10 protein-coding genes are annotated in these 12298 nt (G+C 65.7%); 4 read left to right on the top strand and 6 right to left on the bottom strand.

The features are described from left to right. Positions 1 to 15: 15 nt before the first annotated feature. The gene (locus V6M89_RS21365) at positions 16 to 1464 is read right to left on the bottom strand and encodes a peptidylprolyl isomerase (RefSeq protein ID WP_332855066.1); all 1449 of its coding nucleotides are present in this window, start codon (positions 1462 to 1464) and stop codon (positions 16 to 18) included. 100 nt (positions 1465 to 1564) lie between these two features. Next, positions 1565 to 3826: an LPS-assembly protein LptD gene (locus tag V6M89_RS21360; RefSeq protein WP_332855065.1), complete on the bottom strand. Its 2262-nt coding sequence runs from the start codon at positions 3824 to 3826 to the stop codon at positions 1565 to 1567. Positions 3827 to 3933: 107 nt separating this feature from the next. Between V6M89_RS21360 and V6M89_RS21355 the strand changes: the two genes are divergently transcribed. From V6M89_RS21355 to V6M89_RS21340, 4 genes are read left to right on the top strand one after another with little or no spacing between them, the layout of a single operon-like run. Further along, the gene (locus V6M89_RS21355; protein ID WP_332855064.1) at positions 3934 to 5001 is read left to right on the top strand and encodes an aminoglycoside phosphotransferase family protein; all 1068 of its coding nucleotides are present in this window, start codon (positions 3934 to 3936) and stop codon (positions 4999 to 5001) included. A gap of 10 nt (positions 5002 to 5011) precedes the next feature. Further along, entirely contained in the window at positions 5012 to 5746 is a 735-nt protein-coding gene (gene murU / locus V6M89_RS21350; RefSeq protein WP_332855063.1) for an N-acetylmuramate alpha-1-phosphate uridylyltransferase MurU, read from the top strand. After that, positions 5746 to 7071: an aminopeptidase P N-terminal domain-containing protein gene (locus tag V6M89_RS21345; RefSeq protein WP_332855062.1), complete on the top strand. Its 1326-nt coding sequence runs from the start codon at positions 5746 to 5748 to the stop codon at positions 7069 to 7071. Before murU ends, V6M89_RS21345 begins: the two co-directional genes overlap by 1 nt. Continuing rightward, positions 7068 to 8204, top strand: coding sequence for a UbiH/UbiF/VisC/COQ6 family ubiquinone biosynthesis hydroxylase (locus tag V6M89_RS21340; RefSeq protein ID WP_332855061.1), 1137 nt, complete (start codon positions 7068 to 7070; stop codon positions 8202 to 8204). The genes V6M89_RS21345 and V6M89_RS21340 overlap by 4 nt, the downstream gene beginning before the upstream one ends. A 124-nt stretch (positions 8205 to 8328) precedes the next feature. On the opposite strand, the gene V6M89_RS21335 is transcribed toward V6M89_RS21340, so the two are convergent. The 4 genes from V6M89_RS21335 to V6M89_RS21320 form a co-directional block, all read right to left on the bottom strand. Further along, positions 8329 to 9093, bottom strand: a complete 765-nt coding sequence (locus V6M89_RS21335) for an SDR family oxidoreductase (protein ID WP_332855060.1) — start codon at positions 9091 to 9093, stop codon at positions 8329 to 8331. Between the two features lie 104 nt (positions 9094 to 9197). Next, positions 9198 to 10676: an NAD(P)(+) transhydrogenase (Re/Si-specific) subunit beta gene (locus V6M89_RS21330; protein WP_332855059.1), complete on the bottom strand. Its 1479-nt coding sequence runs from the start codon at positions 10674 to 10676 to the stop codon at positions 9198 to 9200. Next, positions 10673 to 11005 carry an NAD(P) transhydrogenase subunit alpha gene (locus V6M89_RS21325; RefSeq protein WP_217942466.1) on the bottom strand — a complete coding sequence of 111 codons (333 nt, stop codon included), beginning with the start codon at positions 11003 to 11005 and terminating at the stop codon, positions 10673 to 10675. The genes V6M89_RS21330 and V6M89_RS21325 overlap by 4 nt, the downstream gene beginning before the upstream one ends. 24 nt (positions 11006 to 11029) lie before the next feature. Continuing rightward, the gene (locus tag V6M89_RS21320) at positions 11030 to 12142 is read right to left on the bottom strand and encodes a Re/Si-specific NAD(P)(+) transhydrogenase subunit alpha (protein WP_332855058.1); all 1113 of its coding nucleotides are present in this window, start codon (positions 12140 to 12142) and stop codon (positions 11030 to 11032) included. Positions 12143 to 12298: the final 156 nt, after the last annotated feature.

Genomic DNA, 12298 nt, shown 5'->3' with positions numbered 1-12298 from the left:
GCTCCCCTTGATGGCTTATTTGTTGGCGGCGGCGCCGTCGTCGGTGCGGTACTCGACGTAGGCACGGTCGCGCACTTCGCGCTGCCAGCTTTCCGCCGCTTCCTCGACCTTGCGCTCGCGGATGGCCTGGCGCGCGGTGTTGCGCTCGCGCTCTTTCGAGACGTCGTCGCTCTTGCGCTCCAGCACTTCGATCAGGTGGATGCCGAAGCTGGTTTCCACCGGCTGGCTCACTTCGCCGATCTTCAGGTTGTTCATCGCCGCCTCGAACTCCGGCACGATGTCGCCCGGATACAGCCAGCCCAGGTCGCCGCCCTTGGCGGCCGAGCCGTCGTTCGACACCAGCCGCGCCAGGTCCTCGAACTTGGCGGCGTTGTTGTCCAGGCGTTCCTTCAGCTCGGCCAGCTTGCGCTTGGCGTCGGCCGCGCTCATGGTCGGCGTCACCTTGATCAGGATGTGGCGGGCGTGGGTCTGCTGCACCGCGGCCACGGCTTGCGCCTCGGCCAGGCTGCGGCGGTCGACCGCCTTCAGGATGTGGAACGCGCCCACGCTCTTGATGATCGGCGTGACCTGGCCCGGCTTGAGCTTGGTCAGCGCTTCGGCGAACACCGGCGGCAGGCGCTCGGGCTGGCGCCAGCCGACCACGCCGCCCTGCAGGGCGTCGCTGGCGTCGGAATAGGTGGCGGCCATCTTGGCGAAGTCGGCGCCGGTGCGCAGCTGGCGCATCACTTCCTCGGCGCGCGCGCGGCGCTGGGCGATCACTTCGGCGGTGGCGTTGTCGGGGATGCGCACCATGATCTGCGAGATGTTGATCTCGAACTGCTCGGCGGCGGCGGCCTTCTCGGCGGCCATGAAGCTGTCCACCTCGGCGTCCGAGATCTGGATCTTGGCGTCGACCTCATGCTCGCGCAGGCGCTGCATGATGATTTCTTCGCGGATTTCCTCGCGGAAGGCGGCGTACGGCGTGCCGTCCTTTTCCATCTGGTTGCGCAAGTCCTGCACGCTGAGCTTTTGCGCCTCGGCGATGCGGCCGATGGCGCGGTCGAGCTGCTGGTCGTCGACCCGCACGCCCATCTCCTTGGCCATCTGCAGCTGGGCGCGCTCGACGATCATGCGCTCGAGCAGCTGGCGGCGCAGGTCGGCCGGGTCCGGCATCTGCACGTTCTGCGCCTTCATGCGGGCGGTGACGGACTTGATGCGGTTGCCCAGCTCGCGCTGGGTGATGACGTCGTCGTTGACCACCACCACGATCGAGTCGATCGCCACGTTGCCCGATTCACCCGGCGGCAGGAAGCCCTTGCCGTCGGACTTGACGCTGGCGGCGGCGGCCGGCGTGGTGTTCAGGGCCGGCGCGGCGGCCGGGGCGGCGCTGGCCACCGGGGCGGCGGCGGCGGGCGCCGGCTTCTTCGAGAACAGGCTGCAACCGCCCAGGGCGGCCGTGCACAACAGGACTGCGAGGATTTTCATTTCGAACTTCATCTTAAGAACGCTCATGAGTCAGGTGTAAAAGAATCAAAAAGCGTCCGCTGCCTGGGTAGTGCGGCGGCGGACGCCGGGGTGGCTTGCTTTAGCGGCCGTAGCCTTCGTTCAAACGCTGATAACCGGGGATGCTGTTCTTCATCGCTTCCAGCGGGTTGCCCACGCCCAGGTGCGACAGGCCGTTCAGTTCCAGCTGGAAGAAGATCGGCGTCGACGCCTTGGTCGAGGTGGTCACGAAGCGCTGCGCGCCCATGCGGAACACCCAGCAGTCGCCGTTGTATTCCAGCCCGACCAGGCTCTCCAGGATCTTCTTGTCCTGCATCGAGTAGCTGACCCGGCCGACGCCGTACCAGCGCTGGAAGATCGGCCACTGGCTCGACAGCTCGATGTTCTTGAAGTTGTCGCGCAGGTAGCGGAAGCCGGCGTTGAGCACCTTCTTCTGGCCCGGCGTCCACTGCACGGTATAGCTGCCCGACACCACCCGGCTCTGGCTGGGGCTGTACTGCACGGCGCTGTCGAAGCCCCAACTTTCCGAGATGCGGCCGGTGGCGGCCAGCAGCATGTCCGAGCGCGAATCGACCACCGGGGTGGTCGAGGCCAGCTGCACGCGCTGGTCGCGGAAGTAGAAGCGCTGGCCGAACGCCAGCCGCAGCGTCTCGGCGCCGGCGGCGTCGAGGAAGCGCGACACCAGCGCCGCCGTCAGCTGGTTGGCGTCGCCGATGCGGTCCGAGCCGACGAAGCGGTTTTCGCTGAAGATCTGGCTGAAGTTGAAGGTCGCGGCGTCGGTGTCGAAGGTCGGGAACTTGCTCTGGTCGCGGTACGGCGTGTTGACGTAGAACAGGCGCGGCTCCAGGGTCTGCGTCATGTCGCGCTGGCCGAACTTGATGTCGCGCTCGAACACCAGGCCGGAGTCCAGCGAGAACGTCGGCACCACGCGCGACAGGTTTTCCGACGCCTGGGTGCCGTAGGCGTCCATCTGGTAGCTGGCCAGGTTGAGCATGACCTTGGGCGTGACGAAGTAGCTGGGGCCGACGATCGGGTAGCTGACCTGCGGGATCGCCACCAGCCGGGTGCCGTTGATCAGGGTCGGGTGGTAGAAGCGGGTCAGCTCGCTGTCGACGGCCCAGTCGAAGCCGCCGGCGACGTCGTACTGGGCGGCGTGGAAGTTGATCGCCGGCAGCCGGTCGTAGGGGCGCGACACGAACAGTGTCTTGTCGATCACCGATTCCGGGTCTTGCAGCACCTGGTATTTCTGCACCCGCGCGGTCAGGGTCCAGAAGTCGCCGTGGTAGTCGGTGCGCAGCTCGCGCAGCAGCTGCCGCTCGGTCGAGCTCGACACGGTCTTGGAGAAATCATTCGGATAGTTGTTGTCCGAGGCGGCGCGGATGCTCCAGCCGTACGACCAGTCCTTCGACAGGTCCTGGGCGTGGCTCGAGCGGATGCTCCAGCGGTCGGTCGAGCCGCCCGGCGTGGCCGGCACGTACTGCTTGTCGTGCGGCAGGTATTCCAGGTAGGTTTCGCCCTGGTACAGGCCGCCGTCGGTCTCGCCCAGGTAGCGCGCGTTGGCGCCCAGCTGGAAGCCGCGCCGCGGGATGATCTTCGGGTACACCGTCAAATCGCGGTTGGGCGCGATGTTGAAATAGTAGGGCACGGTCAGCTCGGCCGCGCCCTTGGAGCCGAAGCCCGGCATCGGCGACAGCCAGCCCGAGCGGCGCGCGCCCGACAGCGAGAACGACATCGCCGGCGTGCCCAGGATAGGCACGTCCTTGAAATACACAATGGTCTTGCCGGCCGTGCCGACGTCGCGGCCCGAATCGAGGTTCAGGGTGTTCGAGCGCAGATACCAGTCCGGGGTCGGCCCCTGGCAGGTGCTGTAGGTGCCGTTGACCACCACCGCCTCGTCTTCATTGATGAAGTTGATGCGCTCGGCCTTGCCCTGGGCGTGGTTGGCTTCCAGCTGGTAGGTCGGGTTGAGCATATAGCCCTTGCCGCTGTCCATGTTCAGCTTGAGCTCGTCGCCGGTGAAATAGTCGCCGAAGCGCCAGATCTTGACATGGCCCTGGGCCTCGACCTCGTCCTCGACCTGGCGGTAGCAGGCGGTATCGGCCTTGACGCGGGTCTTGTCCTTGACCAGTTCGGCGTCCCGCTCGAGCGTGATTTCGCGCTCGGGACGGCCGCTGATGTCCTCGGCCTGGATGGTGGTGACCGCGTTCTTGTCCTCCACGCGGGGCGCGCGCGCCTTCGGCGGCACGCTCTGGGCGTAGCTGGGCACCGCCGTGGCGGTGACGAGGGCAGTCAGGGCGTAAGCCCAGCGTTGCGAGGAGGTAGGGGGGGCCGGTAGCCAGCGCATGCGACTCATGAAAAGAAGGGAGGAAACACCATGACAGGCGATTTTTTGATTTGAATCCCTTATTATATGGGAATCTTCACCCAACACCGGTTTCCAGGGCTCGCTTAATGTCTTTATTACAGAATTTAACTTCCGATACATCTTCCGGCCAGGCGCCAGACCTCCGTCTGGAACAGCTGACCGCCTGGCTGGCCACGCTGAACGTGGTCGACGTCGCCAGCGCGCGCCCGGCCTCGGCCGACGCCAGCTTCCGCCGCTATTTCCGCGTCGATGTATTGCCTGATCAACAAGCCGCGCTGGGCGCCACGCTGGTCGTCATGGACGCGCCGCCCGAGCGCGAAAACGTGCTGGCCTTCGTCAAGCTTGACGAAATGCTCACGCACGCCGGCGTCAGCGTGCCGCGCATCGTCGCCACCGACTACGAGCGCGGCTTCCTGCTGATGTCCGACCTGGGCGTGACCACCTACCTGCAGGTGCTGGACCACGACAACGCCTCGACCATGTACGCCGAGGCGCTGGAGGCGCTGGTCAAGTTCCAGCTGACCAGCCAGCCCGGCGTGCTGCCCGAGTACGACCGCGCCTTCATGCTGCGCGAAATGATGCTGTTCCCCGAGTGGTACATCGGCCAGCACCTGAAGGCCACCTTGACCGACAAGCAGAGCGCCGAGCTGCAAGCCGTGTTCGACGCCATCCTGGCCAACGTCACCGCCCAGCAGCAGGTGTATGTGCACCGCGACTTCCATTCGCGCAACCTGATGTGGATGGACGCCGGCAATCCGGGCGTGCTGGACTTCCAGGACGCGCTGTACGGCCCGATGACCTACGACCTGGCCTCGCTGCTGCGCGACGCCTACGTGCAGTGGGACGAGGAACTGGTGCTGGACTGGACGATCCGCTACTGGCAGCACGCCAAGTCGCTCGGCCTGCCGGTCAGCCAGGACATCGACGCCTTCTACCAGGACTTCGAATACGCCGGCCTGCAGCGCCACCTGAAGATCCTCGGCCTGTTCTGCCGCCTGAACTACCGCGACGGCAAGGCCCAGTACCTGCACGACCTGCCGACCGTGATGGACTACGTGCGCAAGACCGCCAACCGCTACAAGGAGCTGCGGCCGCTGGTGCGTCTGCTCGACCAGCTGGAAGACAAGCAGCCGCAAGTCGGCTACACCTTCTGAGGCGGCGCGCATGAAAGCCATGATCTTCGCCGCCGGACGCGGCGAACGGATGCGTCCACTGACCGACACCACGCCCAAGCCGCTGCTGAAAGTGCGCGGCCGGCCGCTGATCGTCTGGCATATTCTGAACCTGGTACGGGCCGGCATCACCGAAATCGTCATCAACCACGCCCACCTGGGCGAGCAGATCGAAGCGGCGCTGGGCGACGGCAGCCGGTTCGGCGCCAGGCTGATGTACTCGCACGAAAGCACCGCGCTGGAGACCGCCGGCGGCATCGCCACCGCGCGCCACCTGCTGGGCGAGGAGCCGTTCGTGGCGGTGTCGGGCGACATCTACATGCCCTACTTCGACTTCGCCCAGGTCAAGGACGTGTTGCACGACAAGGACATGTGGGGCAATCCCTACCCGGCCGACAAGCGCGACATCTGCTGGCTGTACCTGGTGCCCAACCCGGACTTCCATCCGGAGGGCGACTTCGGCCTGACGATGTACACGCTGACCAACGAAGGCTCGCCGAAATGGACCTTCGGCAACGTCGGCGTCTACCGCCCTGAAATGTTCGACGGCATCGCGCCCGGCGAGTACGCCAAGCTGGGACCGCTGATCCGCGCCTACGCCGACAAGCAGCAGGTCGGCGCCGAAGTCTACGAGGGCGAATGGCACAACCTCGGCACCGTGCAGCAGCTCGACCTGCTGAACGCGCCGCCGGCCGTGCGCCTGGCCGCCGCCAAGGGCGTGCAGTGATGCATAGCTACGCCGCCCGCCGCGCGCACCTGCTGGCGCACATGCCGCCCGGCGCGGTGGCGGTGCTGCCGACCGCGCCCGAAGTCACGCGCAACAGCGACAGCGAATACCTGTACCGCCACGACAGCTACTTCTACTACCTGACCGGCTTCGCCGAGCCGGAGAGCGTACTGGTGCTGGTGGCCGCGCGCGGCGACCAGCCGGCGCGCTCCATCCTGTTCTGCCGCCAGAAGAACCTCGAACGCGAAATCTGGGATGGCTTCCGCCACGGCCCGGACGGCGCGCGCGCGGCCTTCGGCTTCGACGCCGCCCATCCCATCGAAGACCTCGACGGCGAAATCAGCAAGCTGCTGGCCGACGCGCCGGCCCTGTACTACGCGCTGGGCAGCGCCCTGGACACACAGGTCAAGCTGTGGCTGGCCAATGTGCGGCGCATGGCGCGCACCGGCGTCACCCCGCCGGCCAGCGCGGTCGACCTGCTGCCGCTGCTGGACGAGATGCGCCTGTTCAAAGACGTCGCCGAACAGGCCACCATGCTGCGCGCCGCCACCATCTCCTCGCAGGCGCACGCGCGGGCGATGCGCGCGTCGCGGCCCGGCATGTACGAATACGAAATCGAAGCGGAGCTGCTGTACGAGTTCCGCCGCAACGGCGCGCAAGCGCCGGCCTACAACTCCATCGTCGCGGCGGGCGCCAATGCCTGCGTGCTGCACTACAGCGCCAACAACACCCAGAGCCGCGACGGCGACCTGATACTGATCGACGCCGGCTGCGAGCTCGATGGCTACGCCTCCGACATCACCCGCACCTATCCGGTCAACGGCCGTTTCAGCGCGCCGCAAAAACGCCTGTATGAACTGGTGCTGGCGGCGCAGTCGGCGGCATTGCAAGCGATCGCGCCCGGCCTGCCGTATTCCGGCGTGCACGAGGCGGCGGTGCAGGTGCTGGCGCAGGGCATGCTGGATCTCGGGCTGTTGAACCCCGGCGCGCATGGCAGCCTTGCCGACGTCATCGCCAACAAGAGCTATCTGCAGTTCTACATGCACGGCACCGGCCACTGGCTGGGCATGGACGTGCACGACGTCGGCCAGTACCGCGACACGGCGGCCGAAGGCAAGCCATCGCGCCCGCTGCAAGCGGACATGGTGCTGACGGTGGAGCCGGGCATCTATGTGCGCCCGGCCGAAGGCGTGCCGGAGGAATACTGGAACATCGGCATCCGCATCGAGGACGATGTGCTGGTCACGCAAGGCGGCTACACGATACTGAGCGCCGCCGCACCGAAGACGGTCGCCGACATCGAACAACTGATGCAACAGCAATGACAGATACAACTTTTGAAGTCGCCATCTGCGGCGCGGGACCGGCCGGCATGGCGCTTGCCGCGCTGCTGGCCAAACGCGGCATGCCGGCGCAGCGCATCGCGCTGATCGACGCCAAGACGCTGGAGCAAGCCAGCAAGGACCCGCGCTCGATCGCGCTGTCGTGGGGCAGCCGGCAGATACTGGAGGAAATCGGCGCATGGCCGGTGGCCGCCACCGCGATCCACCAGATCCACGTATCGCGCCGCGGCCAGTTCGGCCGCAGCCTGATCGACCGGGACGAGCACAAACTGCCGGCGCTCGGCTACGTCCTGCGCTACGGCGATCTGGTGACGGCGCTGGGCGCGGTCTGCGAACGCGCCGGCATCGCCACGCTGCGTCCCGCCCGCGTTGAAGCGGTCGACGAAAGCGCCGACGCCGTCGCGCTGACCATCGCCGGCGCGGCCTCCTCTTCCGCCACTGCCGCCATCGTCGTGCAGGCCGAAGGCGGCTTGTTCAGCGACCAGGAAAGCAAGGCCCAGCACCGCGACTACCAGCAGACCGCGATCATCGCGCAAGTGCGCAGCAGCCGCCCGATCGCGCACCGCGCCTACGAACGCTTTACCGAACAAGGCCCGCTGGCACTGCTGCCGCAAGGCGAAGACTACTCGCTGGTCTGGTGCGTGCGGCCCGATACGGCGGCGCGCTTGCAATCCCTGGACGACGCGGCCTTCCTCGCCGAACTGGGCGCCGCGTTTGGAGAGCGCGTGGGCAGCTTCACGCACGCCTCGCCGCGGCTGGCCTTCCCTTTGGGTTTGAATGCCGATCCGCGCAGCAGCGCGCGCACGGTCGCCATCGGCAACGCGGCGCAAACGCTGCACCCGGTGGCCGGACAAGGCCTGAACCTCGGCCTGCGCGACGTCGCCGTGCTGGCGCGCCTGCTGGCGCAAGGCGCGAATCCGACGATGCTGGCGCAATTCACCGAACTGCGCCGCCAGGACCGCGACACCACCGTGCGCCTGACCGACACCATGGCCCGCATCTTCGCCAACGACTCGCCGGCGCAAGCGCTGCTGGGCCTGTCGCTGGCCGCGATCGACATGGTCGCCCCCGCGCGCGGCGTGCTGGCCGAGTTGATGATGTACGGCCGCCGTTGAACCTTAGGGACTTCTGCCCCGCGCCCCGTCATTCCCGCGAAAGCGGGAATCCATGCTGAAGTGGCTTGGCCTGCGCTCCATGGATTCCCGCGTGCGCGGGAATGACGAATGCCGCCGTTGCCTCTCAGGTGCGCGTGATCGAAGCGCCGCCGTCGACCAGCGAAGCGGTGCCGGTAACGAAGGATGAATCGTCCGAAGCCAGGTACAGCACCGAGCGCGCCAGCTCCTCCGGCTGCGCCACGCGTTTCAGCGCATGCAGGTTGGTGACGAAGGCAGCCGATTCAGGCGTGTTGTTCATATCGCGATACATCGCCGTATCGACCGCGCCCGGCAGCACCGAGTTTACCCGCACGCCTTGCGGACCGTATTCCGAAGCCAACGCCTGGGTCAAGCCGATCAGGCCCGCCTTGCTGGCCGCATACGCCGCCACGCCCGGGAAGGCAAAGCTGTAGCCGACGAAGGTCGAAGTGAAGATCACCGAACCGCCGCCATGCTTGATCATTTCAGGAATTTGATGCTTGGCGCCGAGGAAGGCGCTGGTCAGGTTGGCGGCGATGGTCTCGCTCCAGCCCTGCTCCGAGACGCCGGTGGTGGCGCCCATTTCGCCCAGCGTGCCGGCGTTGTTGTAGGCGATATCCAGACGGCCAAACGCTTCGACAGCGGTGGCCACCAGTTGCGCATTGAACGATTCGGAAGTGACATCGCCAGCCAGCGCGATGGCCTGGCCGCCGTCGGCGACGATTTCCGCCACCAGCGACTCCAGTTCGGCCAGACGACGCGCGGCGACGACAACCTTGGCGCCTTCAGCGGCGAACAGTTTGGCGGTGGCGCGGCCGATGCCCGACGATGCGCCAGTAACGATAGCGACTTTGTTTTGTAAGCGGTTCATGGTGAGACTCCTTGAGGTGGGTTGATGTAGCCATCGTATGCTTCATCAACCCCACCATCAATCGGCCAAACACCAATGGACCGCTCACAAATTATGAATCAACCCTACTCCACGGCCTTGACCATGTCCTCGATGACCTTCTTCGCATCGCCGAACACCATCATCGTATTGGCCTGGTAGAACAGCTCATTGTCCAGGCCCGCATAGCCGGAAGCCATCGAACGCTTGTTGACGATGATGCTCTTGGCCTTGTACGCCTCCAGGATAGGCATGCCGGCGATCGGCGATTTCGGATCCTTGGCGGCCGGGTTGACCACGTCGTTGGCGCCCAGGATCAGCACCACGTCGGTCTGGCCGAATTCGCCGTTGATGTCCTCCATCTCGAACACCTGGTCGTACGGCACCTCGGCCTCCGCCAGCAGCACGTTCATGTGGCCCGGCATGCGGCCCGCCACCGGGTGGATCGCATACTTCACGGTCACGCCCTTGTGGGTCAGCTTCTCGACCAGTTCCTTCAGCGAGTGCTGCGCGCGCGCCACGGCCAGGCCGTAGCCCGGCACGATGATCACGCTCTCGGCGTTGGCCATGATGAAGGCCGCGTCGTCGGCCGAACCGGATTTGACCGGACGCTGTTCCTTCGAACCCGCCGCACCCGCCTCCACCGGCGCGCCGCCGAAGCCGCCCAGGATCACGTTGAAGAACGAACGGTTCATCGCCTTGCACATGATGTAGGACAGGATCGCGCCGGACGAACCGACCAGCGAACCGGCGATGATCAGCATCGAGTTATTCAGCGAGAAGCCGATCCCCGCCGCCGCCCAACCCGAATACGAGTTCAGCATCGACACCACCACCGGCATGTCGGCGCCGCCGATCGGGATGATGATCAACACGCCCAGCACGAAGGCGATCGCGGTCATGATCAGGAACGGCACCCAGGCCGGCTCGGTACCGCCGGCGAAGCAGAACGCCAGGCCCAGGCCCACCATGACGATGGCCAGGATCAGGTTCAGCATGTGCTGGCCGGCGAAGCTGACCGGCGCGCCCTGGAACAGGCGGAACTTGTATTTGCCCGACAGCTTGCCGAACGCGATCACCGAACCGGAGAAGGTAATCGCGCCGACGAAGGTACCGATGAACAGCTCGATGCGGTTACCGAACGGCAGCGCCTCGCCGACGGCGGCGATGCCGAAAGCGTGCGGCTCCGACACCGCGGCCACCGCGATGCACACGGCGGCCAGGCCGATCAGCGAGTGCATCGCCGCGACCAGTTCCGGCATCTTGGTCATCTCGACCTTCTTGGCCAGCACCGCGCCGATGCCGCCGCCGACGATCACGCCCAGCGCCACCAGGCCGAGGCCCATGCCGCCCGAGGCGCCCGCCACTGCCGCCGCCGTGGCTTCCGCCTTCAGCTTCAGGATCAGCGCGATCGTGGTCACGGCGGCAATCGCCATGCCCGACATGCCGAACGCATTACCGGTACGCGCCGTGGACGGCGACGACAAGCCTTTCAACGCCTGGATAAAGCATACCGATGCGATGAGATACATCATCGTCACCAGGTTCATGGAGATGAAATTCATGCGTGCTCCTCCTTGATGGCCGCCGCGACAGGCTTCGCCTTCGGCTCTTTTTTCTTGAACATTTCCAGCATGCGCTGCGTGACCAGGAATCCGCCGAACACATTGACGGCGGCCAGCGCCACCGCGACGGTGCCGGCGACCTGGCCGATCAGGCCCTCGGTCAGCGAGGCGGCCAGCATGGCGCCGACGATGATGATCGCCGAGACGGCGTTGGTGACCGCCATCAGCGGCGTATGCAGCGCCGGCGTGACGGTCCAGACCACGTGGTAGCCGACGTAGATGGCAAGCACGAAGATGATCAGATTGATGATGGTGTGGCTGACTTCCATTGTTTTCCCCTTATTTTTCGTTACTTATTTTCGTAACAGCTCGCCGCCCGAGCACAGCAGCGTGGCCTTGATGATTTCGTCTTCGCGGTCGATCACCAGCTTGTCTTCCTTGTCGATGATCAGCTTGAGGAAGTCCAGCACGTTGCGCGCGTACAGCGCCGACGCGTCGGCCGCCACCAAGGTCGCCAGATCCGGCTCGCCGACGATGTGCACGCCATGCTTGATCACGGTTTTATTCAGCTCCGACAGCGGGCAGTTGCCGCCCTGCGACACGGCCAGGTCGACGATCACCGAACCCGGTTTCATCGCCTTCACGGTTTCCTCGGAGATCAGCACCGGCGCCGCACGGCCCGGGATCAGCGCGGTGGTGATGATGATGTCGGCCAGCTTGGCGCGTTCATGCACCAGCTCCGCCTGACGGCGCATCCAGTCGGCCGGCATCGAGCGCGCATAGCCGCCCACGCCCTTGGCGATTTCCTTCTCCTCGTCGGTCAGGAAAGGCACGTCGATGAACTTGGCGCCCAGCGACTCCACCTGCTCCTTGACCGGCGGCCGCACGTCGGACGCCTCGATCACCGCGCCCAGGCGCTTGGCGGTGGCGATCGCCTGCAAGCCGGCCACGCCCACGCCCATGATCAGCACCCGCGCCGCCTTGACGGTGCCGGCCGCGGTCATCAGCATCGGCATGAAGCGCTGGTACGTGTTGGCCGCCACCATCACCGCCTTGTAGCCGGCGATGTTGGCCTGCGACGACAGTACGTCCATCGACTGCGCGCGCGTGATGCGCGGCACCGCCTCCAGCGCGAAGGCCTGCAAGCCGGCCGTCGCCATCGCCGCGTTGTTGTCGGCGTCGAAGGGATTCAACATGCCGATCACCACGGTGCCGGCGGCGATCAGCCCCCGCTCCTCCGCATTCGGGGCACGCACTTTCAAAACCACGTCCGCAGCAAAGGCTTCCGCCGCGCTGCCGATCTGCGCACCGGCGGCCGCGTAGGCCTCGTCGGTGACCGATGCCGATACCCCGGCGCCGGCCTGCACGATCACTTGATGCTTGGCTGCGAGTTTCTTGACTGTTTCAGGCGTTGCCGCAACCCGGGTTTCTCCCGGCCGCGTCTCGGCCGGTATGCCTACTCTCATGGTGCCTCCAAAGGATTAATAAACTGACTAGAATCTAACACGGATTGCCGGGACAGCATCGCCCCTCGATGGCCCCAGCATACTTAATAACTAATGATCAATAAATAGCGGTTTTATCACATCATTTATTACTATTTATCATGAATTGCCGCCAAA

The organism is Duganella sp. S19_KUP01_CR8 (assembly GCF_036688705.1).
GTDB lineage: Bacteria > Pseudomonadota > Gammaproteobacteria > Burkholderiales > Burkholderiaceae_D > Rugamonas.
This window is presented reverse-complemented; position numbering and strand designations above follow the sequence as displayed.